At 64.8% G+C, this 26,799-nt stretch carries 9 protein-coding genes; 4 read left to right on the top strand and 5 right to left on the bottom strand.

The window, feature by feature from the left end; all coding sequences use genetic code 11:
• Positions 1 to 5 precede the first annotated feature (5 nt).
• Positions 6 to 1,301, bottom strand: a complete 1,296-nt coding sequence (locus ACP7EG_RS04120) for an MFS transporter (protein ID WP_426086527.1) — start codon at positions 1,299 to 1,301, stop codon at positions 6 to 8.
• Between the two features lie 335 nt (positions 1,302 to 1,636).
• Between ACP7EG_RS04120 and ACP7EG_RS04115 the strand changes: the two genes are divergently transcribed.
• From ACP7EG_RS04115 to ACP7EG_RS04105, 3 genes are all read left to right on the top strand, one after another.
• Positions 1,637 to 3,325 carry a CehA/McbA family metallohydrolase gene (locus ACP7EG_RS04115; RefSeq protein ID WP_426086526.1) on the top strand — a complete coding sequence of 563 codons (1,689 nt, stop codon included), beginning with the start codon at positions 1,637 to 1,639 and terminating at the stop codon, positions 3,323 to 3,325.
• Positions 3,322 to 3,891 carry a hypothetical protein gene (locus ACP7EG_RS04110; protein WP_426086525.1) on the top strand — a complete coding sequence of 190 codons (570 nt, stop codon included), beginning with the start codon at positions 3,322 to 3,324 and terminating at the stop codon, positions 3,889 to 3,891. The genes ACP7EG_RS04115 and ACP7EG_RS04110 overlap by 4 nt, the downstream gene beginning before the upstream one ends.
• Positions 3,892 to 4,134: 243 nt before the next feature.
• Positions 4,135 to 6,246 carry a prolyl oligopeptidase family serine peptidase gene (locus tag ACP7EG_RS04105; RefSeq protein ID WP_426086524.1) on the top strand — a complete coding sequence of 704 codons (2,112 nt, stop codon included), beginning with the start codon at positions 4,135 to 4,137 and terminating at the stop codon, positions 6,244 to 6,246.
• Between the two features lie 70 nt (positions 6,247 to 6,316).
• Here ACP7EG_RS04105 and ACP7EG_RS04100 read toward each other — a convergent pair whose 3' ends face one another.
• A complete protein-coding gene (locus ACP7EG_RS04100) occupies positions 6,317 to 6,940 on the bottom strand; it encodes a glutathione S-transferase family protein (RefSeq protein ID WP_426086523.1) in 624 nt (207 codons plus the stop codon).
• Between the two features lie 254 nt (positions 6,941 to 7,194).
• Here ACP7EG_RS04100 and ACP7EG_RS04095 point away from each other — a divergent pair, with 254 nt between their 5' ends.
• Positions 7,195 to 9,900 (top strand): M1 family metallopeptidase, encoded by a 2,706-nt coding sequence (locus ACP7EG_RS04095; RefSeq protein ID WP_426086522.1) that lies wholly within the window; start codon positions 7,195 to 7,197, stop codon positions 9,898 to 9,900.
• 457 nt (positions 9,901 to 10,357) lie between these two features.
• Here ACP7EG_RS04095 and ACP7EG_RS04090 read toward each other — a convergent pair whose 3' ends face one another.
• The 3 genes from ACP7EG_RS04090 to ACP7EG_RS04080 are packed head-to-tail and all read right to left on the bottom strand — an operon-like array spanning position 10,358 to position 26,443.
• Positions 10,358 to 11,428: an OmpA family protein gene (locus ACP7EG_RS04090; RefSeq protein WP_426086521.1), complete on the bottom strand. Its 1,071-nt coding sequence runs from the start codon at positions 11,426 to 11,428 to the stop codon at positions 10,358 to 10,360.
• Positions 11,429 to 11,436: 8 nt separating this feature from the next.
• Entirely contained in the window at positions 11,437 to 14,742 is a 3,306-nt protein-coding gene (locus ACP7EG_RS04085) for a hypothetical protein (protein ID WP_426086520.1), read from the bottom strand.
• 52 nt (positions 14,743 to 14,794) lie between these two features.
• Positions 14,795 to 26,443, bottom strand: a complete 11,649-nt coding sequence (locus ACP7EG_RS04080) for a hypothetical protein (RefSeq protein ID WP_426086519.1) — start codon at positions 26,441 to 26,443, stop codon at positions 14,795 to 14,797.
• Positions 26,444 to 26,799: the final 356 nt, after the last annotated feature.

Here is a 26,799-nt window from a genome sequence, read left to right as displayed (position 1 = left end):
TCTCCTCAGGCCGCAGCCATGTTCGGTTCGGCCGCCAGACCAGTGAAACGGGCGGCGATGGCGCACAGGGCAGAGATCACCACCAGCGCGCTCAAGATGATCAGGGTCTGGCGGATGTCGCCCGTACCCTTCATCAGGAAGCCGGCCGCCACGGCGCCCACGTTGCCGCCGGCGCCGATGATGCCGGCCACGCCGCCCAGCGCCTTACTGTCGATGAAGGGCACCAGCGCATACGTGGCGCCGCAAGCCATGTGGGTGAACAGGCCGAAGACCAGCATGGCGATGACGGCATAGGTGACGCTGTCGACTTTCGCAAACCACAGCAAGCCCACGCCTTCGCCGATCATCAGCATGAACAGCAGGGTCACGCGGCTGTTCAGGTTGCCGCGCAGGGCCAGCTTGTCGGACATCCAGCCACCGAGGGCGCGGGCAAACAGGGCCAGCAAGCCGAAGCTGCCGGCGGCAAGACCCGCCGACTTCAGGGACAGGCCGAAATGGTCGACGTAGTACACGGCGGCGATGTTGTGGATGAAAATCTCGATGCCGAAGCAGGCGCCGTAGGTGACGAACAGCAGCCACACGCGATAGTTGGAACTGGCTGCCTTGAAGCTGGCCCAGCCACCCTTTTTCCCACCCTCGATGGCGGTGCCGGCGGCGCGCAAGTCCGAGTAATTGCCTTCAGGGCAATCCTGCGTATAGCGCCAGTACAACACGGCCATCACCAGCATCAGCACGCCCGGCACCAGCAGGGCGATGCGCCAGCCCAGCGATTCGGACACGCCCAGCATCAGCACGGCGCCGAGCAGCAGCGGCATCAGCGCCTGCGCCGCGCCACCACCCGCATTGCCCCAGCCGGCGGCGGCGGCATTCGCCGTGCCCACCACGCGGGGCGCAAACATCACGGAGGTGTGATATTGCGTAATGACAAAGCTGGCACCCACGGCGCCGATGCCCAGGCGAAAGAACAGAAAGCTTTCATAGCTTTGCGAGGCGGCCACGCCCAGCACGGGAATGGCGCCCAGCAGCAGCAAGCCCGTGTACGTCTTGCGCGGGCCGTAGCGGTCGCACAATGGCCCGACGATCAGGCGCACGAGGATGGTGATGGCGACGGCCGCGATATTGATGTTCGCCACTTGCGCCAGGGAAAGGCCAAACTCGCCCTTGATGACCGGCATCAGCGGCGCACAGGCGAACCAGGCGAAGAAACACACGAAAAATGCCATCCACGTCAGGTGGAATGCCCGCATGGGTGGCGTGGCGAGGGAGAAGAGCGCGATGCGCGTTGCTTTTTGGCTGGCCATGATAGGTTCCCGAAGTATCCCGAAAATAACAAAAATGCAAACAAAAACGGCGCCCGCCCCCGCCGATGAAAAAAATCAGCCAGAGCGGACGCCGTTGTCCATGTGGTCCGTCGTTGGACCGTTGTGCGTTTATTCAGGGGATCGCCGTTGATCCGTATCTCTTGTGTAGCAAGCGCCGTGCCAGCTTCCCTGAGGGCACGCAGCGCCATTTGCGCTGGCTTTGCGCCAGATCATGGCACCTGACGGTGCAAGGGCGCCACTTGCTGGTGCATGCGGGAACCAGTACGTGGCAATTCTTGTCTAACTGCCATCTGAAGCAGACACGGGAGGCCACGATGGTCAAGATACTGCGCCGCTGGCGGCCACCGTGGCTGGCTTGCGCGTGCGCCGGCGTGTTGCTCATTACGTGGAGCAACACTGCCGCCGCGCAAGAGCCGAAGGAACACAGCGAACTCGATGCCACTGTCCTCGCGCCCTTTCACGCCTCTCGCGGCGAGCGAGTCACGCAGGCGCGCACGTTTGTCGTGCGGCTCGCCTATCCCGACGAGGGGCGCACGCACGCCGTGCACTGGACACTGACCTTGTCCGGCCCCGGCCCGCAAGGTGCCGTGCTGCGGCGCTGGTCGGGCACGCAACAGGTGGGCGCCGACGGCAAGAGCGTGAACTTGCCTTGGGATGGCCGCGCCGACGCCGATGCGCGCAAGCGGCGTATGCTGGCACCCGATGGCTTGTACCAGCTGCGCCTGCTGGCCGTGGCCGATGCGGGCACGCCGCAAGAGGCGCAAGTGGAACAGCAATGGCACATCCAGGTGCAGCGGGGCGCCAGCACGGCACCCAAGGTGCCCGCCTTCCAGGCCGGCCTGCAACACCTGTCCCGCCTGGATGGCCAGGTGGATTACCGCATCGTCTACGCCAACCTGCACAGCCAGACGCGCCACAGCGACGGCGGCGCGGCTCTGGACGCTTGCCGTGGCGCGCAGGAACCGCAAACGGCGCCCTTCGGCCCCATCGATGCGTACAAGTATGCGCAAGATCACGGCCTGGACGCCTTGCTGGCCTCCGAGCACAACCATATGTATGACGGTTCGGACGGCACCAACGCCGCCGCCGTGCCGGCAGAGGCCAAGGCCTTGTACCAGACGGGACTGGCCGAAGCGGCCGCCTATACGGCTGCCCACCCGGGCTTCCTGGCCCTGTACGGCATGGAATGGGGCGTCATCAACAAGGGCGGCCACCTGAACATTGTCAACAGCGAGCAGTTGCTGGGCTGGGAAAGGAATGCCGGCGGAGAATTGCTGGCCGATGTGGAAACGCCGAAAAGCGACTACGCCGCCCTGTATGCGCTGATGCGCGAACGGGGCTGGCTGGGCCAGTTCAACCACCCGGCGCAAACGGGCCAGTTTCTCGTCAACGGCCAGCCGCTGGGCTACACACAAGATGGCGACGCGGCCATGGTGCTGTGCGAAGTGATGAACACGTCCGCCTTTTCCACCAACGACAAGGAAACGGAGACGCGGCGCAGCAATTACGAGGCGGCTTGCAACCGGGCCCTGGCCGCCGGCTACCACGTGGCCTTCAGCAGCAACCAGGACAACCACTGCGCCAACTGGGGCGCCGCCTACGGCAACCGCACGGCCGTGCTGGTGGCCAACCCGGCTGCCGGCATGCCCGTGACACGCGACAGCTTCATCGACGCACTGCGCGCGCGCCGCGTCTTTGCCACCATGGACAAGCACGCACAGCTGCTGTTCACGGCGAATGACAGGCTGATGGGCGAGCGCTTCGAGAACCGGGGACCGCTGCACCTGGCCACCCATTTCAGCAACAGCTCGGGGCGGCAAGCGGCGGCCATCGCCATCTTGCACGGTGTGCCGGGCGGCAACGGCTCCGTCACCGCCATATCGGACCAGGCCGAGACCACCCTCACGCCCGCGCCCGGCCCGCACTTCTATTACGCGCGCCTGACGCAGGATGACGGCAATATCGTCTGGTCGGCGCCCGTGTGGGTCAATCAGTTGCCGTGAACGCCGCGGGTCAGCGTACGGCAACAGCCACCGAATCGATTATTTTTTCGCAGGCGTCGTGTTGTTATACTCATGCAATAAAACTGCTGATTCTTGATTTTACTTTCATGCATTCCATTAAATTCATTCTGGCATTCATCGCGCTTCTCACGCCACTCGTGGGCTGCCATGAAAAAGCGGAAAAATACCAAGGACTGGCCGAGCGCGCAGTCATCAGCCCAGCGACTGTCAATGGTACGGCATGCGAAAATCATGGCTCGGTATCTTATTCCTATGTGATCAATGGGAAAAGATATTACGGCTGGACTTCTAATGCGGAATTATCGCTTTCCTCGTGTTCAGATATCAGGCCTGGCCATGCTTTTTCCATTTATTACGACCCTCTGCATCCATCGGTCAATTCGATCAAGGAACCATGGGAAGAATATGAACGGAGACGAGGCTACTATATCCCGGGATGGCTGATATATTTCCTGCCGCTTTTTATTCCCTTTTTCGTACTCGGCATTGAAGTACTGAAAGACAAACAAAACGACACGGGCGCAGCTACACATGGCGATCGCTAGACAAGCGTGTGCCCTCTGACTTCCATAACGTCCGCCGGGCAACAGCACGGACTGGCGCCCCCTGAAGAGCCAACACGCCGCAGATTCTACGGCCTCGCTCTTTTTCAGCAAACAATATTGGAAAAGTAACTATTTTTTTAAGTAGCCGTCCATAGACACTGGTTCCCCACAGCAATCCATGGCACCATGGCTGCGCCGTTTTGCCTGCAACGCGGCCTCCATCGGACCAACCAGGAACCCTACATGTCGTCATATCGCAATCTCGCCGGCAGCATGCTGCTCGGCCTGGCCGCAGCGGGCATCGCCCATGCACAAGCACCCACGCCCGCCGCTGCCACTGCTCCGGCTGATCCCCACCTGTGGCTGGAAGAAGTCCTCGGCGACAAGCCGCTGGCCTGGGTCAAACAGCACAATGCCGTCACCACCAAAGAATTGGAAGCCCAACCCGGCTTCCCGGCCCTGCAGGCGCGCCTGAAAACCATCCTCAACTCGAAGGAACGCATTCCCTACGTCAGCAAGGAAGGCGAGTTTTACTACAATTTCTGGCGCGACGCCCAGCATGTGCGCGGCATCTGGCGCCGTACCACGCTGGCGCAGTACCAGCTGGCCGAACCCGCCTGGGAAACCGTGATCGACCTCGACCAGCTGGCCGCTGGCGAGCATGAAAACTGGGTCTGGGGCGGCGCGTCCTGCCTGTATCCGAAGGGCGAACGCTGCCTCATTTCCCTGTCGCGCGGCGGCGGCGACGCCAAGGTGGTGCGCGAATACGACGTGGCAAAACGCGCCTTTGTCGACGGCGGTTTTACCCTGCCCGAAGCGAAGGGCAGCGCCAGCTGGATCGACCAGGACACCCTGTTCGTCTCCACCGATTTCGGCCCCGGCACGATGACCAGCTCCGGCTACCCGCGCATCATCAAAGAGTGGCAGCGCGGCACGCCGCTGGCGCAAGCGCAAACGCTGTACGAAGCCAAGGCCGACGACCTGAGCGCCGGCGCCTACAAGGACTTCACGCCCGGCTACGAACACCAGTTCGTCGAGCGGCAAATCGATTTCTACAGCGGCGAAATGTTTCTGCGCGACGGCGCCGAGTTGAAGAAAGTGCCGAAGCCGGACGACGCGACGGCCTTCACCGTGCGCGACCAATTGATCATCACCCTGCGCTCGGACTGGAAAGTGAACGGCAAGACCTACCTGCAAGGCTCATTGCTGGCGACCGACTTCAAGGGCTTCATGCAGGGCAAGCAGGAGCTGGAAGTGCTGTACGCGCCCACGGCCACGTCGTCGCTGGACAATGTCACGCCGACCAAGTCAGCCATCCTCGTGACGACTCTGGACAAGGTCAAGAACCGCCTGACGGAACTGCGCCACGTGAACGGCAAGTGGCAGCGCCGCGCCGTCGATGCGCCGAAACTGGGCACCCTGGCCGTCAGCGCGCTCGATCCCGTCGACTCGGACCAGTACTTCCTGACGGTGACGGACTTCCTCAACCCGACCACCCTGTACCTGGCCACGGCGCAGAGCGACAAGCGCACGAAAATCAAGTCGCTGCCCGCCTACTACGACGCGACGCCGTACAAGGTGGAGCAATTCGAATCGACGTCGAAGGATGGCACCAGGGTGCCGTATTTCGCCATCATGAACAAGAAGACGAAGTTAGACGGCAGCAACCCCACCGTGCTGTATGGCTACGGCGGCTTTGAAGTATCGCTGAAACCAAGCTACAGCGGCACCACGGGCGTGGCGTGGCTGGAAAAAGGCGGCGTGTACGTGCTGGCAAATATCCGCGGCGGCGGCGAATTCGGCCCCCGCTGGCACCAGGCGGCCTTGAAGGAAAACCGCCAGCGCGCATATGACGACTTCATCTCCGTGGCGCAAGACCTGATCAAGCGCAAGGTCACCAGTCCGCGCCACCTGGGCATCATGGGCGGCAGCAATGGCGGCCTGCTGACGGGCGCCGTGCTGGTGCAGCGTCCCGACCTGTTCAACGCCGTCGTCAGCCAGGTGCCGCTGCTCGACATGCGCCGCTATAACAAGATGCTGGCGGGCGCCTCGTGGATGGGAGAGTACGGCGACCCGGACGTGCCGGAACAATGGGCCTACATCAGCAAGTACTCGCCATACCAGAACGTCTTCAAGGACAAAAAGTATCCGCGCGTGCTGTTTACCACCTCCACGCGCGACGACCGGGTCCACCCCGGCCATGCGCGCAAGATGGTGGCAAAGATGGAAGAGCAAGGCCACGACGTGCTGTACTGGGAAAACACGGAAGGCGGCCATGCGGGCGCCGCCAATAACGACCAGCAGGCGCTGATGTGGGCGCTGACCTACACCTTCCTGCTGGAGCAGCTGAAGTAATGTGGTGGTGTCGGATTACGCGTTCCGCCAATCCGACCTACCGGGCGAAAGCGGCCGCCGCAGGCAAGGCTTACTTCACCTGCGCGCTGGGGCGCTCGGCGATGCGGTCGCGGTAGGCTTGCAGGTTCTGTAACCCTTCCGCGCCCGGCCGGTACTTCATCAGGCCGCGCGCAAATTCCAGCGCGCAGAAGGCCGTGATGTCGGCAATCGTAAAGCGCTCGCCGGCGATGTAGGGCCGGCCGGCCAGCACCTGGTCCAGCCATTGCGCCGTTTCGCGCAGCTTGCCCGCCTGCGCCGTGGCGAAATCGGGAAACTGCGGGTTTTCCAGCGCCACCAGGGCCGGATGTCCATGGCGTACCCAGTTGGCGGCGGCGCTGAACAGGTGCAGTTCCACGCGGCGGTCGGCCATTTCAATGAAGGCGCGCTCCTCGAAGCCTTCGCCCATCAGGTTGGGCTGCGGGTGCAAGCCTTCCAGGTAGGTGCAGATGGCGCGCGTCTCGGTCAGCACGCGCCCGTCCGCCAGTTCCAGCACGGGCACGCGGCCCAGCGGGTTTTTCGCCAGGAAGGCGGGGTCGCGGTGCTGGCCCGCCATCAGGTCGAGCGCCACTTCCTCGATGCCGGTGATGCCTTTCTCGGCGATGAACATGGTGACGCGGCGCGGATTGGGCGTGCGGGGGCTGATAGTCAGTTTCATGTGCGTGGGTCTCGTCTCGTTATGGTGTTGGACAGTCAACTGCGGCTCCAGCCTGTGGCAATGCAGTCAGGCAACCATCATACCAGCGCGCGGCAGGCGTGCGCCGCCCCTGGCGCGTTGACTTTGCCCCCGTTTCACCTTAGATTGCGCTACGGGAACGCTGGCCACCAGTTCCAGCGATGTCCCCCAACCGTCATCAACGCCCGCAGCCTATCCGGCTGGCGGGCGTTTTATCCATGAACCAAGGGCATACCATGCATCGCACACCGACTCCGCGCTTCCGGCGCAGCCAACTGGCCGCCGCCGTCCTGGCACTGACTGCCGTCACCGCACTCCACCCTGGCCACGCCGCTCCCGCTGTCAAGTACGCCTCGGCCAGCCATGCCGCCACGACCACCACGCAGCTGCCGCGCGGCGTCACACCCTTGCACTATATCGTGTCGATCACGCCGGACGCCGCCGCCTCCACCTTCAAGGGTGAAGCCGCCATCAAGGTGGCCGTCGACAGGCCAACGGCCAGCATCACCTTCAATGCCCTGAACCTGGCGTTTACGGCCGCCGCCATCGAAGGCCAGGGCGGCAGCAAGCAGGTGACGCGCAAGATCGAGTTCGATGCAGACAAGCAGACGGCCAGCGTGCATTTTGCCGAGCCACTGGCCAAGGGCGAGTACCTGTTGCGCATCGATTACAGCGGCAAGATCGGCACGCAGGCCACGGGCCTGTTCTCGCTCGACTACGACACGCCGCAAGGGCGCCAGCGCGCGCTGTACACGCAGTTCGAAAATTCCGATGCGCGCAGCATGCTGCCGTCGTGGGATGAACCGGATTACAAGGCCACCTTCGATCTCAGTGTGGTCGTGCCGAGCAGCCAGATGGCCGTCAGCAACATGCCGATTGCCCGCAGCGAGGAGATGGGCTATGGCATGAAGCACGTGTACTTCGCCACCACGCCGCGCATGTCGACGTATCTGCTGTTCTTCGGCCTGGGCGACTTCGAGCGCGCCACGGCCATGAGCGACGGTACGGAAATAGGCGTCATCACGAAGAAAGGCGCGCTGGCGCAAAGCCGCTTCGCGCTCGACGAGTCAAGCGCCCTGCTGCGCGAATACAACGATTATTTTGGCGTGCGCTACGCGCTGCCCAAGCTCGACAACATCGCCGCGCCGGGCCGCAGCCAGTTCTTCGGCGCCATGGAAAACTGGGGCGCCGTCTTCACCTTCGAATACGGCCTGCTGCTCGACCCGGCCATCTCGACCCAGTCCGACAAGGAAAACATCTACACCACGCTGTCGCATGAAATGGCGCACCAGTGGTTCGGCGACCTGGTCACCATGCGCTGGTGGGACGACCTGTGGCTCAACGAAGGTTTTGCGTCGTGGATGGAAAGCCGCACCACGGAGCGTCTGCACCCCGAGTGGAACACGGCCCTCTCAAGCGTCGGCGGGCGCGAGTCGGCCATGAGCCAGGACGCGCTGCGCACCACGCACCCGGTGGTGCAGCGTATCGCCACCGTGGAACAGGCCAGCCAGGCGTTCGACGGCATCACCTATCAAAAGGGCGAGGCGGTGATACGCATGCTCGAAGCGTATGTGGGCGCCGACACCTGGCGCACGGCCGTGCGCAACTACATGCGCAAGCATGCGTATGGCAATACGGTGTCGGACGACCTGTGGCGCGAAGTCGATGCGGCCGCCGGCAAGCCCGTCAGCGCCATCGCCCATGATTTCACCCTGCAGCCTGGCGTACCGATGATCACGGTGGGCGACGCCGTGTGCAGGAAGGGCCGCACGCGCGTGAGCCTGACGCAGACGGAATTTTCCAAGGACCAGCCGGACAAGAAACCGTTGTCGTGGAAAGTGCCGGTGATCGCCTCGACGGTCGGCAGCCACAAGCAGGCGCGCGTGCTGGTCAAGAATGGCAAGGCGACCCTGAACGTGCCCGGCTGCGGCGCCTTGCTGGTGAACGCGGGCCAGAGCGGCTACTACCGCACCGTGTACGCGCCCGCCAACACGCGCGCGCTGGCCGGCAGCTTTGCGCGCCTGGCGCCGATCGATCAGCTGGGCTTGCTGGCGGACAGCCAGTCGCTGGGCCTGGCGGGCGCGCAAAACCTGGCCGACTTCCTGGAAATGGTGAAAGCGACGCCCCTGTCGGCCGATCCGCAGGTGCTGGGCCGGGTGGCCGGCTCCCTGGGCAGCCTGTATGAACAGTATGCGGGCGACAGCGTGGAAAGCAAAGCGCGCCAGCAGGCCTTCGGCCGCTTTGCCGTGGCGCGCCTGGCGCCGATGATGGCGCAGACGGGTTGGGAAGCACGCGCGGGCGAAGCATCCAGCGTGGCGACCCTGCGCGGACACCTGATTGCCATCCTCGGCGACATGGGCGAGCCCGGCGTACTGCTAGAGGCGCGCCGCCGCTATGCAGCCAGCGAACAGGATCCCGCCGCCATGCCCGCGCCGCTGCGCCGCACCATCCTGGGCGTGGTGGCGCAGCATGCGGATGCAGCCACCTGGGAGCAGTTGCACGCCAGGGCTCAGCAGGAAAAGACGCCGCTGGTCAAGAACCAGTTGTACGACCTGCTGGCATCGAGCGACGATCCGGCCCTGGCGCAGCGCGCGCTGGCCCTGGCGCTGACGGAGGAACCGGGCGTGACCAACAGCCCGGCCATGATCTCGCGCGTGGCACGCACGCATCCCGAGCTGGCCTTCGACTTCGCGCTGGCGCACCTGGAGCAAGTCAATGCACGCGTCGACGCCAGCTCGCGCAGCCGCTACTTCCCGCGCCTGGCGGCCGCTTCGGCGCAGCCGGACATGATCGCCAAACTGGAAGCGTACGCGCAAGCGCACCTGCCGGCCGGCGCGCGCGGCGACGCCGACAGCTCAGTGGCTGGCATCAAGTACCGCATCAAGCTGCGCACCGAACGGCTGCCAGCCGTCGATGCGTGGCTGGCGAAGCAGGCGGGATAAGAAAGGCTCCCGGCGCTGTGCTGCCGGGAGGCAGGAAACGCAGGCAAAAAAAAACCGGCTTCGCAGATTGCGGTAGCCGGTTGAAACGCTGTTTCAGAGCGCAGGGATAAACTGGGGAAAACAGAAAAAGCGGAAATCGTGCCGGTCATTGAGGTGTCCGGCAACCCTGCGCCCGGGGTTTCCGTGCGCCATGTGTCCACTATGCCAGCCCTTGCCTGTGACAGGCTTAGGACTTCATTAAATCCCCGTCCGATTCCCGCATTTCCCCTGCCCCGCCCTGCGATCATTACAATAAAACAAGTTTCACGTGTCTGGTGCCGATGGTTGAGCTCACCGGCTAAGCTGTTGAGTCATGCCTGCATCCTATCGCTCCCGGAGCGTAGTGATCTGCGCACCGCATGCTGTGTGCCAACAAAAGCATCATAACAGCGGCATATGACCGCCACATGACGTAACGCTATGGTGCGCCGCCCTCCTTCGCGGAACTTTTGATACCCGTCAATTCAATTTCCACGCGGCGGTTCGGCTGCAGGCAGTCGATCAGGGCAGCGCGCGGCATCACCTTTTCGCAGGCGGCGACGGGTTCGGCCTTGCCCTTGCCATAGGCGCTGATGACATTGGCGATGCCTTGCTCGCGCAGCAACTGTTTCACGGTCAACGCGCGGCGCTCGGACAAGGCCTGGTTATAGCTGTCCGTGCCCAGGCGGTCCGTATGGCCCGTCACGGATAGGGTGTCGATCTGCACGTAGCCCTGCTTCAGGCGCGCCGCCAGTTCCCGGATTTTCTCGACGCCCTGGGGCAGCACGTCTGCCGCGCCCGCCTTGTCGAAGCGAAACAAGGCGTCCATGTCGAGCGTGATGCGTTCATGCGTGATGCGCGGCGGCAAAGGATCGGGCTGCGGCTGCGGTTTCGGCTTGTCAGCCGGGCACGCGGCCGCGGCAGACTGGGCGGCAGTCTGCGCATCTTCGGCCAGCTGCACGTAGGGATTCGCGTGACGCCAGCCCTGCTGCTTGTATTCATTGCCCGCATGCACCAGTTCCACCTCGCCGCACGCTACCTTCTGTGCCGCGCAGGCGAAGCCGGGCGACGCGCGCAGCGTTCCAAAGCTGGACCACAGATCGTCGCGCAGGCGCGTGGCATCGTTCACCAGCGGCGTGGCGTCGCCAGGATTGGGCGTGCTGCCATCTTCCAGCGCGGCGACGATCTTTGCCGATTCCTGCAAGGCTTGCAGGGGAAAGGCCGAGCGGTCGTTGCGCGTGTATTCGTGGAAAGACACGTCGAGCCAGCATTGCGCCTTGGACAAGTAATAATCGCCCACGCGCACACCGCCGTCGTTGAGCTTCTTGATGCGTTCCTGCAGCAAACGATAAGCCTGCTGGTCGGCAGAGACGGCCTGATCGCTGATGCGCAGCTGGGGCATGGCCAGCGGCGCCGTTGGCAGGGTGGGCGTAGTCGCCTGGGCCAGGCCCATGGCCAGCAGGCTGGCGAGCGGTATCAGTTTCATCATCGGGGTCATTTTTGGAGTCATGGTAGTTTTCATGGCCGGGCCAGAGTACGGTTGATGGTGGCGTCTTTGCCTTTGAACAGGTTTTCATCGAACTTGAAGCGCAGGCGCAGGTAGGGGCCGCGCGCCGTGTAGTCGGCGCCCGTCAGGTCGCGGTCGGAAAAGCCTGACCAGTTGTGGCCGGCCGACAGCCACAGGTTTTGCGCCAGCAGATAGCCCACTTCAACGCCGTTCGCCCACTGGCGGCTGCCCCCTTGCGGGCTGCCCATCACGGCCGCCAGCACGCCGATGTCCCAGTTCTTGCTGATGTCGTACACGGTGCGCCCGGAAAACAGCCACGCCGTGTACTTTTCCTGCCCGGCAGGCAAGTTCTTGTCATTGTTGTGCTTGGCGGCGACCCTGCCCGTGAACCACCAAGGACGGCTGGGGTGGTAATCGAGGTGCGTGGAAACGATATGCGCGCGGTAATTGTCGCCATCGATCAGTGACTGGTCGCGCACGGTCTTGTATTCGTAGCGGGCCAGACCATTGAAACGGTTATCGTCCACCGGACGCCAGGCAAAGCCCAGCTGCGCCCGGTCCTGCAGCACGTTGCCGACGGGCGCGCCGCTGGCGTCGTCGTTGTTGCGCGTGTACAGAAGGTAATTGCGCGCAAGCAAGGTCCAGTCGCGGCTCAGCTTGCGCGCCCAGGCGATGGTATTGAGCCATTGGTCCTGGCGCTGGTTGCCGGGCGCAATCTCGCTGTCGAACAATCGCCGGTACTCGAGCTTGATGGAGCCGCGCCACAGGGGATTGGCCGAATAGTCGAGTCCTGCCGCCACTGCCACGGCTTGCTGTTGCTGGCCGTTCATGACTTTCAGGTATTCGATATTCGTGTTCGCCGCCAGGCCTTCGCCCAGGTTCCACGTGTTGCGCAAGCCTGACGCCAGCTGCAAGTCGCGCTGGTTGCTCAGGCTGTAATCCATGGCGTCGCGCATGCGGTACTCGCCAAACACGGTGCCGCCCGGCATGTAGCCCGTATCCGCGCCGGCGACAAAGCTGGTGCTGCGGTCCGCCGGATTGAGCGAGTAGGCGGACGCCAGCCCCGTCTGGTTTTCATAGCGCGCGTACAAGCGGCTGCGCTCGGCCAGCTGGTATTGCGCGCCCAGGCCGTAGCGGTGCTGGTCCGCGTCCGAGATGCTTTTTTCCACATCGCCGTTCAAGGTCCAGCGCTCCGTGGCCTTGTATTGCGCCCCCAGGCGCACGGTGGTGGCGTCCAGCGGCACCGTCGTGCCCGCCCCCGCGCCGGGATTGATAGGCGCAAACGTGGTGATGCTGCCGCCCGTGACGGGGTCGATGGCCGTGTTCGCCGTACCATTGCCAAAGAAGCCGCCCGTGGGATTCAAGCCCGTGCCCAGCGGCGAGGTATTGGGCGCGATGCCGGCCGTCGACGGCATGCCGCCGCTCTCCTTCATGTGCTGGACGGAGACGTCGAGCAGCCAGCGTTCGCTGGCATTCCACGCCACGCCCAGGCGCTGCGCATCGCGGCGCGCGTCCGTGCTGCGCTCATCGCTGCGGATGGCCTCGCCATACACGGTGACGGCGGGACTGAGCTTGTAGCCAGCCTTCACGCCCGCCTCGCCCCGTCCGCCCGTGATGCCGGCCGCCGTGTTATTGAAATCCTTGTCGGAGCGGCTCCAGAAGACTTTCGCTTCCAGCTTGTCATCCTTGTGCTGCAGCTCGACCCGGGCCGCATTGCCGCTGACTTCATCGCGCAGCTCGCCCGCCTGGCCCGACGGCGTCGTGTAGATGCTGCCGCCCGCGCTGTAGCTGGTGGACGTGGTGCGCGCCACTTCGAGCACCAGCAGGCTGTGCTCGCCGAAGCGCAAGCCCGCATTGACGCTGTGCAATTTGTACGGCGACAAGGGATTCTTGTCTTCCACGGCCGAGCCGCCGAGCGAGACCATCTTGCCCAGCTGTACTTGCCCATCCACGCCCATGGTCCAGAATTTTTCGCCGCCCTGATCTACCTCATAGCTGATGCGGATCGATTGCGGGTCGCCATTCGGCGTCAGCGCGGGAATCGCCTGCTTGAACAGGATGCGCCCGCTGAACGGCTCGAAGCTGTAATCCTCGAAGCGGCGCAGCTGCGTCACTTGCACGATATTGCCGTTCTGGTTCTTGTCGCGCACCACGATCTCGATCTTTTCCGAGTTTTCGATGGCGTTGTTGTTGCGCACCGCGAACGGCCCCGAGGTGCCATTCGCCCGGTATTCCTCGACCACCTGCTTCAGGCTATCGTTGATGGCGAAGGCATTGGCGACGATGCCATCCTGTTCGTAATGGCCGCGCCCGCCCGTGGCCGTGCGGTTGTACTGGCCCAGTTTTCTCTGCTGCAGGCTGGCCACGGCGCCGCCGCCCGTCATCTGGCTGAAGCCGTCGCCGGTGGCGAAGTCGCCATACAGCACATAGCTTTTTTGCTGGTCGATGCGCACGTACAGGCGGTCGCTGGAGCGGGCGTCGAAATTGCGCACGGAACTGTCGCCGTAGACGGGATAAAACTCTTCCGGATTGACATCGCGCAAGAGGCGCGCGCGCGTATCCTTGTCCGAGTCGTAGGCGGCCGTCAGCAAGGCGTCGCCACGGATGGTTCCCTTCAGGAACATGGCTGCGCGGCCCGCCACGTTGGCCTTGCCATTGTTGAACGCCCGGCTCCAGCGCTGGATGTCGCGCTCGAAACCGTCATTGAAACGCGACGGTGCAATCGCATCGCTCGACAGGCTGCGCTTGCTGATGATGCCGTCGATCAAGCCCACGGCCAGCATGTCGCGCAGTTCCGGCAGGAAACTGATCGTGCCCTGCGCCGCCACCTTGCCGGCCGACACGCGCAGCAGCACGTCCTGCGGCGTGGCCGGGGCCAGCAGGCTGAAGCTCGCCACACCATTTTCCACCGTCAGTTGCGTGCCGGGCGTGACCTTGTCGGCGTCGCGCCGCTCGGGGCCCAGCTCGTCCGTGCGGGCCCCGGGCAGCAGGATGCGCCCACCGCTGGCCTCGATGGTCAACAGCGCCGTGCCCGCCAGCGGCTTGCCGTGCTCGTCGTACAGCCTGACCGTCACCGTGACGGGGCTCTGGCCATCGGCCGGCACGTCGTTCCTGTCCGTCTCGACGGCGATGCGCGCCACGCCCCCGTTGATCGCGTAGTCGGTGCCGCCCACCTTGCCTGCAAGGAAGGATGGCGCCGCCACGGCGGAGCCTGCCGCACTGTCCGGCAAGGGCAATTGCGCCAGGCTGGCCACCGGGAAGGCCAGCAGGGCCAGCGCGGCGGCCATGCGCCGGGGCGCGGGGAGAGTTCTCTTCATGGCTTGTTTCTCTTTAGCAGCATTGGCAAGCGGCAGGTAAGGTGAAAGAGGCTTATTGCGCATGGCTGCCTCCTGCGGCTGGCTGGGCGGCGGGCGTGGACACGCGGGGCGCGACGACAGGCTGGTTGGCGCTGTCCGTCGCCTGCGCGGGCGCGCTAGCGGGCTGGCTGCTGAAACTCAGTCCCGGCCCCGCCCTGCCCTCCCTTTCCACGCTGCGCACCTCGCCCTGCGCGCGGCGCGCCTTGACTTGCTCGAGCACGGGATTCGAGCACGAGCCTTCGATGAAGTCGGCGCGCAGCAGCTCGCCGTTCTTGGTATCGAGGAACAGGCTGTGCGGATCGCCCAGGTTGCGGTTCGACGCTTCCATCATGCGGCTGGCGCGCGGCAACGTTGCGCCATCGACCTTGATGACATGGCTGTTCGGCGTGATACCGCAATAGCTGTATTTGCCTTCCACGTCCGTGGTGAAGTTCGTGCCATCCTCCATGTACAGGCGCACGCCCGGGATGCCCAGTTCCTCGCCGTCCTGCACGTGGTTGTTGTTGCAATCGACAAACACCTTGCCGGCGATGCAGGCATCCGTGGTGAACACGCCGCCCGTCACTTTCACTTTCGCGCGCGCCTCGTTCGAGGGCGGGCCGTTGGTGGTCGATGCCTGGGCGCGGTTGATGCCGTCACCCTGCAGCGAACCGACGCCCACGCGCAGGCGGTAGCGGAAACTGGCGCTGGCGTTCGGCGCCAGCGATTCCAGCTTGAAGTTCAGCTGCGGGCCAGGCTTGCCGGATGGATCCGGCTGCACCACATTGTTGCGCGTGGTGGTACCGTCGATATAGCGGAAGCCGGCCGGCAGTTTATCGAGCACGCTAACGCCAAACGCCGTCGCCACGCCCGTATTCTTCACCTCGATCGTGTATTGCAGGCTGTCGCCGATCTCGGCCTGGGTCTTGTTGACGCTCTTGCTGATCAACAACATCGGCTTGTCCGTCGTGTTGAACACCACGGGCGTGAAGCTCGGCGGCGTGGCGCCGGGCGTGGCCGGCAGCAGCAAGGTGTCGGCCGAGCTGGCCAGGGCCAGCACGCTGGCGGGCGCCACCGGCGTCGTCGACGTGCCCGTGCCGCTGTAGCTGTGGCCGATGTTACGCCCGCCTGTTTCCGTGCCCAGCATGGTGCTCGCATACACCTGGTTCAGCTGCGGCACGGTGGGAATCGCCGCCACGCTGCCGAAGTCGACCAGCACCGTGAAGCCGATGTTGCAGCTTTCCTGCGGCTGCAAGTCGCCCTTGCCATTCAACAAGCCAAACACGGTGGCGCCGTTGAAGTCGGGATTGGCGACGCAGGCCGTGGCGCTGGCAGGTCGCGCCGTGACGGCCAGGCTGCCCGGCTTGAGGGTGACACTGGTCGCCGTGGGGAAGACGGCCCTCAGGTTTTCCGCCACCTGCACCATGGTCGAGGTCGGGTAGCCGGCAGGATAGCGGTTGGCCGCCTGCACCGTGTAGCTGATCTCGAACTTGCTGGCATCGACTTGCTGCTGGGCCGAAACCGCCTTGATGACATCGACCACTTGCCGCAGCAAGACCACGGGCGTGGGCGTGTCTTCGCCCGTGAAGGCGACGCCGCCCACGGTATCCGAGGCATTGCCGTTGCGGTTGGGGTCGACTTTTTCCACCAGTGCGGCCACGTCGGCGGCCGTGGCCACGGCGCCCGCATGGCTGCCGCCATTGTTGGAAGCGTCAAACACGAGGCTGCCCGCGGGCGGCGTGTAGGCCGGATTGGCCGCGATGACGCCTGCTGCCGGCGCCGGTGGCACGCTGATGGCCCCGCCCGCATTGGCGACATTGCCGCCCAGCGCGCTGACAAACACGCTGTTGTTGTACTGCGGCAAAGTCGTATCCTGCACCGTGATTTCCACAGTGAAAGTGATGACGCTCAACTCGCCCTCGCCCAGGGCTGCGTCGCCGCTGAGCAAACGCAGGTCGCTGCCGCCGCAACCGCCCGTGAAGCCCGGGTTGACGGCCAGCTGCCTGCTGCCGCCAATGGCGGGCGCGGCAGGTGGCGCGACGATGCGGCACGTGACGGGTTCGGGGAAGGCGGCGCGCAGGCTGTCGAGCGCCTGCACATTCGACGCCGTGCCCTTGCCCACATTCCGGATCACCACCGTGTAGGGCACAGTGAAGACCCTGGCCGACAGCTGGGCCACCTTGCCCACGCCCAGCGCCACGCCGATGGCCGGATTCGCCACGTCCGTGACAGCCGTGCAGTCAGATGCCTGTGCGCAACGTGGCAAGTCCGTGCCGGTCGGCACGATGGTATTGCTCAGGGTGCCGCTGGCGGCCACTTTCGCGCTCACCGTGACGGCGGCCACGGCATTGGGCGCCAGGCCTGCCGGGACCGTGCAGACCAGTTTATTTGCGGCCAGCGGCGCGCAAGTGGTGGGCGCGGCGGGCGTGACGACGATCTCCGTCAAGCTGGCGGCCAGGTCATCCGTCAAAGTGATGGCAGCCGTGGTGGCGCCGCTGCCGGCGTTGGTCGCCGTCATCGTCCAGCTGACGGTGTCGCCGATGCTGGCGTTGGCCTTGTCCGCCACTTTCTTCACCATCACGCTGGGGCTGGTGACATTGGTGCTGGTCTGGCAATCAGCTGGTGCCAGGCACAGCGGCGCATCGGGACCCGACGGCACGACGCGGTTCAGCGCCGCGCCGGGCTGGGTGACGGTGGCCGACACTTCCACGCTGGCTTCGCCGCCATTGCCTATCAGTCCGGCAGGCACGCTGCAGGTCAGCACATTGCCGGCCACGGGTGCGCAAGTGGCGCGCACAGGCGTGACCAGCACGTTCGTCAAGCCGGCCGGCAAGGTGTCGACCAGGGTCATCACGGCGCGCGTGGGGCCGCTGCCCGTGTTGCTGGCCGTGATGGTCCACACGATGGTGTCGCCCACGTTGGCGCTGGCGCGGTTGACGCTTTTCCGCACTGCCACCTTGGGTCCCGTCAGCACGATGCTGGACTCGCAATTGCTTCCCTGCGCGCAGCTTGGATTATCCGGACCGCTTGGCAGCACGCGATTCGACAGCGTGCCTTCCAGCGTACCGGTAGCCGTCACGCGCACGCTGCGCGTGCCATTGCCGATAGCCAGTTGACCAGCAGCAATGCTGCAGCTTTGCACGCTGTTCGCCACCCAGTTCGCCAGCGGCGGGCACGTCACGCCAGCGTCGGCATTGACCGCCAGCACCGTCAGGTTCGGTGGCAGGATATCGGCCAGGGTCACCACGCCCTGGTTGGCCACACCGCCGCTGTTGACGGCAGTAATGGTCCAGATGATGCTGTCGCCCACGTTGGCGTTGCTGCGGTTGGCCGTCTTGCTGACGCGGATGACGGGACCCGGCATGGTCACCGTGGCCGTGTTCGGCAAGTCGTACTGCACCTCCGCCGAGCTGGTGGCGATGATGCTGACGATGGTCGAGACATTGCTGGCCGGCTGGATGTAGGACAGGCTAAAGCTGTGCAACTCGTTGGGCGCCAGGCTGGCGGGCAAGCCCGTCACCGTCACCACGCCGCTGACGGCGTCATAACTGCCGGCCACGCCGCTCAGGGTCACGCCCATCAGGCCCTGCGCCAGTTTCAGGCTGTAGGTCACGTTCTCGGCCGTCCCGGGACCGGCATTGCTGAAGCTGACGATGCCGCTGATCTGGTCGCCGGCGCTGGTGCTGCCGGGGAAACCGTTGAGGGTGGTGGTCACGTCGACCAGCAGCTTGATGGCCGTGGTGCTGGTGCTGCAGTCCGCCGCCTGTACGCAGACTGGATTGTCCGGGCCGCTTGGCAGCACCGTGTTCTGCAGCACGCCAGCGGCGCTGGCCGTGGCGCGCAATACCACTTGCGCCTGTCCGCCTGGCGCCAGGCCTGCCGTCACGCTGCATGTGACGATATTGCCGGCCACGGGCGCGCAGGTGGCCAGCTGCGTGGACAGCACTTGCACGCCGCTGACGCCGGCTGGCAGGTTGTCGGTCAGCACGATGGCGGATTTGGTCGCGCCCGTGCCGCCATTGCTGGCAGTGATGGTCCAGGTCAGCAAGTCGCCCACATTGACATTGCTCTTGTCGACGCTCTTGCGCACCGTCACTTGCGGCGCCACGAGGGTCGACGTGGCCTGGCAGGCGCTCGCCTGTTCGCAGGCGGGATTGTCGCCACCGCTGGGCAAGACACGATTCGACAGGGTGCCGCCCAGGGTGCCGCGTCCCGTGACGACGACCTTGCGGCTGCCGTTACCGGCAGCCAACTGACCTGCCGCAACCGTGCATGCCTGCACGCTGCCAGCCGTCCAGCTGGCGGCCGGCGGGCAGCTCACGCCCGCGTCTGGCGTCACGCTGAGCACGACGATGTTGGCAGGCAGCACATCGCTGACGACGACCGGGTTTTGATTCGGCAAGTTGCCCGTGTTCGTCGCCGTGATGGTCCAGGTCAGGATGTCGCCCACTGCCGCGTTTACCTTGTCGACGGACTTGCTGGCGCGGATCACCGGGCCAGGCAAGTTCGTCGTCGCCGTATTCGGCAAGTCATTGACGATTTCCGTAGAGCTGGTGCCCACCACGCTGCTGATGCGCGAGCTGTTGCTGGCCGGCTGGGTGTAGAACAGGTTGAAGCTGGCGCTCTGCCCGCTGATCAGGGTGGCCGGCAAGCCGCTCAGCACATACAGGCCCGTGCCGCTGTTATAGACGCCGCTGATGCCGGGCGCGCCGCTGACGGGGCTGACGGAAACGCCGCTCAATCCCGCTTCCAGCTGCAGGCTGTAAGTCATCGTTTCCGCCACGCCAGGACCCACGTTGGCAAATGTCACCACGCCACGGATGGCGTCGCCCGCATTGCTGCTGGAGGGGAAGCCGTTCAGGGTCGTGGTCACGTCGACCAGCAGTTTCGACACCACCGTCGTGGTCTGGCAATCGCCGGGGACGGCGCAAACGGGGTTGTCCGGTCCTCCCGGCAGCAGCGCATTGACGAGGCTGCCCGACAGGGTGGCCGTGGCGCTCAGCTTGACGCTGGCGCTGGTGCCGGCGGTCAGGCCGGCCGGCACGCTGCAACTGACGACATTGCCCGCCGGCGCGGCGCAAGTGACGGGCGCCGTCGGCGTCACCAGCACGTTCGCCAAGCCCGCAGGCAGAGTATCGCTCAGGGTGGCGACGGCCGTGCTGGGACCGCTGCCGCTATTGCGCAAGGTCAAGGTCCACGTCAGGGTGTCGCCCACGTTGGCTGCCGTCTTGTCGACGCTCTTGCTGGCGTTCAGCAAGGGCGCGCTGACGGTGCTGGTGGTGCTGCAATCGCCCGCCTGCAGACAGGCCGGGTTATCCGTGCCGCTGGCGCTGACGCCATTGACGAGGCTGCCTGCTGCGGCGGCGCGCGCCGTCACTTGCAGCGTAGCATTGGCGCCGGCGGCCAGGCCGGCCGGCACGCTGCACGTGAGGATATTGCCGGCCAGCGGAGCGCAGGTGACGGGCGCCGCTGGCGTGACGACAATATTTGCCAGGCCGGCCGGCAAGGTATCGGTAATGGTGGCGACGGCCGTGCTGGCGCCCGTGCCGCTGTTGGCCAGGGTGACCGTCCACGTCAGGCTGTCGCCGATATTCAGGGCCAGCTTGTCGACGCTCTTGCTCAGCGCCAGGCTGGGGCTGGTAATGGTGGTTTGCGTCTTGCAGCTGCTGGCCTGGAAGCAGGCTGGATTGTCCGGGCCGCTTGGCATGACCTGGTTGGCCAAGGTGCCGCCCGCGCTGGCCTTGCCGGTCAGCACGATCTGGCGCTGGCCATTGCCTGCCGCCAGCTGGCCGATGGCCACGCTGCAACTCTGGCTGCTGTTGGCCACCCAGCTGGCCAGCGGCGGACAGGTGACGCCGCTGTCGGGCGCCACATTGGTGACAATGATATTGGCCGGCAGCAAGTCCGTCAAAATGACGGCGCCCTGGTTGGCCAGGCTGCCCGTGTTGCTGGCAGTAATCGTCCAGATAATTTCTTCGCCCACGTTGGCCACGGCCTTGTTGGCCGTCTTGCTGACGCGGATGATGGAGCCGGGCATGGTGACGGTCGCCACGTTGGGCTGGTCGTTCGGCACTTCCGTCGACGTCGTGGCAATGCGGCTGACCACGGTCGACAGGTTGCTGGCCGGCTGGATGTAGCCGAGCTGGAAGCTGAAGCCCTGCCCCGCCGCCAAGGTGGCCGGTACGCCGCTGAAGGTCACCAGGCCGGAGCCTGCGTTATAGCTGCCTGTCACGCCGCTGATGTTCACGCCGGCCAGGCCGGGCGCCAGCTGCAGGCTGTACGTCACGCCTTCGGCCGGCCCGGGACCGATGTTGCTGAAATTGACCGTGCCGGCTATCGCGTCACCCGCTTGCGTGCTGCCGGGGAAGCCGTTCAGCGTGGTGGTCACGTCGACCAGCAGTTTCACAGCCGTGCTGGTGGTGCTGCAATCGCCGGGCTGCAGGCAGACAGGATTGTCGGGGCCGCTCGGCACGACAGTATTGACATAGGCGCCGGCCGCATTGGCCACGCCCTTGACGACGATATTCAACGTGGAAGCGGCGGTCATGCCGGCAGGAATCGAGCACACCAACTGGTTGCCGCTAGGCACCGCACAGGTGGCGGGCGACGCGGGCAGCACCTGCCACAGGGTCAGGTTGGCCGGCAAGGTGTCGGTCAGGGTGACCACACCCGTGGTCGCGCCCGTGCCCGTATTGGCCACGGCAATGGTCCAGGTCAGCGCATCGCCGACATTGATATTGCTCTTGTCGACGGTTTTATGCACGGCCACTTGCGGGCTGAGGATGGTGGTGGTGGTCTGGCAGGAAGCTGCCTGCGCGCAGGCCGGATTATCGGGGCCGCTCGGCAAGACTTTGTTGCCCAGGCTGCCGCCGGCCGTGCCCCTGGCTGTAATGACGATGCTGCGGCTGCCATTCACGGCAGCCAGTTGGCCAGCCGCGACGGTACACGCTTGCGCGCTGTTGGCCAGCCAGCTGGCCAGCGGCGGACAGCTGACGCCGGCGCCCGGTGCGACGGACAACACCACCACGTTGGCGGGCAGGATATCCGTCAGAGTCACCGCGCCCAGGTTGGCCAGGCTGCCCGTATTCGTCGCCGTGATGCTCCAGGTGACCGTCTCGCCCACGTTGGCCGTCGTCTTGTCGGCCAGTTTCGTCACGCGGATGATGGGACCGGGCACGGTGGCCATGGCCGTGTTCGGCAAGTGGTTCGGCACTTCCACCGACGTGGTGGCAATGCTCGACGTCACCATCGACAGGTTGTCGGCCGGCTGCGTGTAGCTGACGTTGAAACTGGTGCTCTGGCCATTCGCCAGGCCTGCGGGCAAGCCGCTCAGGGTCACGACGCCCGTGGCGGGATTGTAGCTGCCCACGGCGCCCGTCAAGGTGACGTTGCCCAGGCCCGGCGTCAGCTGCAGGGTGTACGTCACGCCTTCGGCCGGGCCCGGTCCCACGTTGGCGTAAGTGACGGTGCCGGAAATCGTGTCGCCCGCCAGCGTATTCGGCGGGAAATTGTTCAGGGTGGTGGTGACATCGACCAGCAGCTTGACCACCGTGGTGGTGGTGCCGCAGTCCCCGGGCAGCACGCAGGCAGGATTGTCCGGCCCGGATGGCAGCACGCTGTTGACGGCAGACCCGGCCAGGGTGGCCGTGGCGCTGACGATGACCTTCGCCGAGGCGCCGGAGGCCAGGCCGGCCGGCACGCTGCACGTCAGGTTCTGGCCCGCCACGGGCGCGCAGGTGACGGGCGCCTGCGGGCTGACGACGATGTTCGCCAGGCCGGCCGGCAAGGTGTCGGCCAGCGTGACGGCGCCAGTGCTGGCGCCAGTGCCGCTATTGTTCACCGTCAAGGTCCACGTGAGCGTGTCGCCCACGTTGACGCTGGCCTTGTCGACGGTTTTCTTCACGGTCACGTTCGGGCTGGTGACGGTGGTGGTGGTCTGGCAATCGGCCGGCGTGGCGCACGCGGGCGTGTCGACGCCGCTCGGCACGAGGCTGTTGGCGACGCTGCCGGGCGCATTCGCCACGGCCTTGATGAGCACCGTCGCCTGCATGCCGCTGGCCAGCCCTGGCGGCACGGTGCAAGTGAGCGTGGTGCCGGCGGGCACGCCGCAACTGGCGGGCGCCACCGGCAGGATCTGCAGCGCACCCACGTTCGCGGGCAAGCTGTCCGTCAGGGTAATCGGGCCATTCGTCGGACCGCTGCCGCTGTTGATGGCTTTCAGGGTCCACGTGATGGTGTCGCCAAGGTTGACGGTGGTCTTGTCGACGCTTTTCGTCACGGCCACGCTGGGGCTGGTCACCGTGCTGGTGGTGGCGCAGTCGGCGGGCGTGGCGCAGGCAGGATTGTCGGTACCGGATGGCACGACGCTGTTGGCGTAGGTACCCGCCGCGGCAGGCTGGGCCGTGACGGTGAAGCCGGCCACACCGCCGTTCGCGGCCAGGCCGGCCGGCACCGTGCAGGTGAGGATATTACCCACGGGCACGGCGCAGGTGGCGCTGCCGACCAGCGCCACATTCAGGCCCACCAGGTTGGCCGGCAAGGTGTCGGTCAGGGTGATGGGCGCGGTGCTCACGCCATCGCCGCTGTTCGTCGCCGTGACGCTCCAGGCCAGGGTGGCGCCGATATTGATGCTGGCATGGTCGACGGTTTTCTTCACCGCCACTTTCGGACTGGTGATGGTGCTCGTCGTCTGGCATACGCTGGCCGAGCTGCAAGCCGGGTTGTCCGGACCGCTGGGCATGATGCGGTTCGACAGGCTGCCGGCGGCCGTGGCGTGCGCGGTGATGATGACCGTGCGGCTGCCGTTCAGGGCGGCCAGCTGGCCGGCAGCGACCGTACACGTCTGCGTGCTCGACGCCACCCAGCTGGCCAGCGGCGGGCACGTCACGCCCGGTGCGGCCACCACGCTGGTCACCACCAGGTTCGGCGGCAACAAATCGGCGAGGCTGACGACGCCCTGGTTGGCGACATTGCCCGTATTGCTGGCCGTGATCGTCCAGACGATATTCTCGCCCAGGTTGGCCGTGGCCTTGTCGGCCGTCTTGGTGACGCGCACGTTCGGTCCCGGCACCGTCACCGTGGCCGTGTTCGGGTAATCGTTCGCCACCTCGGTGGAAGTGGTGGCGATGATGCTGGTCACCGAGGAAATATTGCTGCCAGGCTGGGTGTACGACAGGTTGAAACTGACGCTCTGCCCTGGCGTCAGGGTCGCGGGCAAGCCCGTGAACGTGATGAGGCCGGTGCCCGCGTTATACGTGCCGCTCACGCCTGTGACCGATACGCCGGCCAGACCTGTGGCCAGTTGCAGGCTGTACGTCACGCCTTCGGCCGCGCCCGGTCCCAGGTTGGCATAGGTCACGACGCCAGCAATGACATCGCCCGCGTTCGAGGTGCCGGGGAAACCGTTCAGTGTCGTGGTCACGTCGACCAGCGGCTTGCTGACGACGGTCGTCGTCTGGCAGGCGGCCGGCGTGACGCAGCCGGCGCCGTTGCCTCCCGACGGCAGCACGCTGTTGATGAAATTGCCTGCCGCCGTCGGCACGCCAGTGATGCTGACCTGGGCGCTGGCGCCCGGCGCCAGGCCCGCGGCTATCGTGCAGGTGAGCGTATTGCCGGCCAGCGGCGCGCAGGTGGCGGGCGCCGTGGGCGTGACGACGATGCTGGCCAGGTTGGCCGGCAGGGTATCGGCGAGGGTCAGGATGGCCGTGGTGGCGCCCGTGCCGGTATTGTTCGCCGTCAGGGTCCACCGCACGGTGTCGCCGATGAAGGCGCTGCTCTTGTCGACGCTTTTTTGCACGCGCACGAGCGGGCTGACGATGCCCAGCGTGTCGCTGTCGACGTTATTCGCGGGAATGGGGTCCAGCGTGGTCGCGCCGGCCGTCGTGGTGATCGTCAGGCTGCCGCTGGCGGGCAGGTTGAAGGTCGAACTGCAATTGATGCGCGAGCCGGGAATGAAGGGCGACACGGGGACGCTGCAGCTGGCCGTGGCGCCGGCTGGCAAGCCGCTCATCACGCAGGTGGGCGCGGCCGCATTGTCGGGGCCGTTATTCGTGCACACCCCCGTCACCGTCACGGGGGAACCGGCATCGTAGGGACCGGCTGGTACCGTGGTGACGGCTTGCATGTCCGCCTGCAGGCGGCGGTTGCTGATGGTGCAGGTGACGGGCGCCTCGGGCATGGTGAAGTTGCCGGCGTTGGCGGCGCCGGCTCCGATGATTGCGGCCGTATCCGTGCGCGCGCAGCTGTAGCTGCTCTGGTACTGCGCCAGGTTGGTGGCCGTGCCCGCGTTCTCCGCGAACGTTGCAAGGTTGCCCACGCGCACTACGGCGCTGGCCGTGGCACCGTTGCCGCCCTGCACGCCAGCCGTGCCGTTGGCATTCATGATGAACAGGCCGCTGTCGCTGGCGGGCGCCAGCACCTTGAGCACCGTCAAGGTATTCGTCCTGGCCGTGGCCGTGGTGCTGCTGCTGTTATTGCTGAGATCGCTATCCGTTTCATTGGGCGAGACGATCACATTGGCCGTATTCACTATGCTGGCCGCGTCGCCCGGCGTGGCCGTGATCGTCACGGTCAGGTAGGAACCCGTGGTGGGGTCGCTGACGGCCGCATTCACGGGCAAATTACCCATGGTAATGCCGACGCTGTTGCTGCCCGAACCCGAGGTTTTCGTGCCGCAGGAAGCGCTGCCGCTGGCGGCGCACGTCCAGCTGACATTGCTCAAGCTGGCGGGCAGCACATCGTTGAAGGTAGCGCCCGTGCTGAGGGCCGGGCCGCGGTTCCAGACTTTCACGGTGTAGCTCAAGGGCTTGCCGATAGAAAACTGCGCCGGACCCACCTTGCCGACGGCCAGGTCGGTCTTGCTATTGGTGCAATTGGTATAGGAACTGGCCAGGCTGGGGTCGCGCAATTGCGCTGCAGGAATAATTTCCGTCACATTGTCAGGACGCGTCCAACGCATGTGCAAATAATTGATGCCGCCCACGTTATTCCACAGCACGCGGGCCAGATAACAGCCGCCCGGCGTGGCGCTATTGAAATTGCCGGCCAGATTCTGGAAATCCGTTTCATTATTCGAATATTCGGCCACGCTGCCCACGGGCACGTTGTACACGGTATTGCGGTAATTGGTCGAGTACTGGGTCGAGAAATCGACTTTCACGTCATCATCATGCGCAACGCTGAATTTGTAATTTCCCGCCTGTGGAAAGACCACCAGCGTGTACATCACGCGGCCCATGATCCAGGCCCGGCAGGCAGCCGACGTTTGCTGCGTATCGAGGTTGCATAGCTGCGCAGGATTGGCGGGGGTGCCATTGGCCCAGTCCAGCTGCGGCGAGGTGCCCGTGCGCGCCGCGTTGGCGGAGGGATTCGTGGCCAGCGCCGCCAAACTGGTGAGCCGGCCGGTGCTGCCCGCGTTGAAGCCATTGTTGTAATTGGGCGCGGACGGATTGGCCGGTACCCGCTCGATGCCGCGGTAATCCTCCCACAACACTTGCGCACTGGCGGGCGCAGCGGCGCCCAGCAGCAGGGAAGCGAGGGCCAGCGGCAGAGCATGAGACCTGGAAAACTGGGGCAAGCGGGCGCGGCGCACAATCGCAGCCAGCTTCCCGATGTAGCCTCCGGCTGGAGAAAAAGCTGCATGGCGGCCAGAACGGCCTGCCGTTTCCTGTAGTGTTTTGATCATGTTGTCCGCTAAGAAATGTACCGCTATACGGCTTATATACATATGAAAATGACATTTAATTGTCATGATTATATGAACAAGTAACAGTTCAAGCGTACGACAACAGTGACTTTTTTGTTTTCAACAAAGAAATTAAATTATCTCGTTGATATTTCACAACACAATCATCAAATTAATCATGTAGTGATACTGGTATTTTATTTCCTGCCGCATACTGATCAGCTCGACATAATATTTAAATTATCATTTATATAATCATGCGAAACTATCAAATGCATAGTTTGTTTTTCAAAAGAAATTATTAATGCTAATTATCACCAATTATTTCAATACGTATGCCCTTTCCACGGCCAACT

Source organism: Janthinobacterium sp. PSPC1-1 (genome assembly GCF_049897625.1).
Lineage (GTDB): Bacteria > Pseudomonadota > Gammaproteobacteria > Burkholderiales > Burkholderiaceae_D > Janthinobacterium > Janthinobacterium tructae.
Note: the sequence above shows the minus strand (reverse complement) of the source record. Positions and strands in the feature narration are given on the sequence as shown.

What these genes read in the sequence shown, in the direction of transcription:
- ACP7EG_RS04120 (WP_426086527.1), bottom strand. Translation starts at nt 1,301, where the DNA reads ATGGCCAGCCAAAAAGCAACGCGCATCGCGCTCTTCTCCCTCGCCACG.
- ACP7EG_RS04115 (WP_426086526.1), top strand. Translation starts at nt 1,637, where the DNA reads ATGGTCAAGATACTGCGCCGCTGGCGGCCACCGTGGCTGGCTTGCGCG.
- ACP7EG_RS04105 (WP_426086524.1), top strand. Translation starts at nt 4,135, where the DNA reads ATGTCGTCATATCGCAATCTCGCCGGCAGCATGCTGCTCGGCCTGGCC.
- ACP7EG_RS04100 (WP_426086523.1), bottom strand. Translation starts at nt 6,940, where the DNA reads ATGAAACTGACTATCAGCCCCCGCACGCCCAATCCGCGCCGCGTCACC.
- ACP7EG_RS04095 (WP_426086522.1), top strand. Translation starts at nt 7,195, where the DNA reads ATGCATCGCACACCGACTCCGCGCTTCCGGCGCAGCCAACTGGCCGCC.
- ACP7EG_RS04090 (WP_426086521.1), bottom strand. Translation starts at nt 11,428, where the DNA reads ATGACTCCAAAAATGACCCCGATGATGAAACTGATACCGCTCGCCAGC.
- ACP7EG_RS04085 (WP_426086520.1), bottom strand. Translation starts at nt 14,742, where the DNA reads ATGAAGAGAACTCTCCCCGCGCCCCGGCGCATGGCCGCCGCGCTGGCC.
- ACP7EG_RS04080 (WP_426086519.1), bottom strand. Translation starts at nt 26,443, where the DNA reads ATGATCAAAACACTACAGGAAACGGCAGGCCGTTCTGGCCGCCATGCA.